The sequence below is a fragment of the Schinkia azotoformans LMG 9581 genome (genome assembly GCF_000307855.1).
GTDB classification, from domain to species: domain Bacteria; phylum Bacillota; class Bacilli; order Bacillales; family Bacillaceae_J; genus Schinkia; species Schinkia azotoformans.
In genome coordinates this window covers 1-527 of sequence record NZ_AJLR01000021.1, presented here as the reverse complement: position 1 = coordinate 527, position 527 = coordinate 1, and the positions used below count along the sequence as shown (strand labels likewise).

Here is a 527-nt window from a genome sequence, read left to right as displayed (position 1 = left end):
AATGGTATTGAACGGTCTGTTTAGCTAGTCCTAGCTCGTCCGCCAACTCTTTTATCGTTTTTAAGTCTTCACTCATGGTTTAAGTCCTGTCTTTTAACCGTTGGTAGATATTGTTCAATGGCTTTTTTAAGGTACTTACAGATATTTTTCTTTGAGTAGTCCTCTTGTTTAGCTCCCACATAAGACAAGTGGTCTTTCACGCCATTAAGCCCTCGTAAGTCTTTCAGTTCGTCATAGAGAGGGTACACGTGTGCTTGTAAGCCTGAAAGAATTTTAGTATCCGTCAAGTCTAGATAAGACAATAAGAAATGTTCCATAAGCAACTTGGTATACGGACTTTTTAGGGCTTGTACCGTCAGCATGTCTTCGGTTTCAGCTTTACGTGCTTTATCTTCTTGATAAGCCCTATCGTCCAACTTGTAACTGTTATCGTCTGCTTTCCGTTTCTTCTCAATATGAAAGACAATAGAGTCAATGCTCCGCCCTGCTTTCTTTTTCTCATAGGTTACATTAAAAGAGGTGTGAGC

1 pseudogene is annotated in these 527 nt (G+C 39.8%); it reads right to left on the bottom strand.

Going from position 1 to position 527, the window contains the following annotated elements:
• Positions 1–68 precede the first annotated feature (68 nt).
• A pseudogene (locus BAZO_RS01635) lies at positions 69–527 on the bottom strand (RepB protein); the annotation flags it as partial.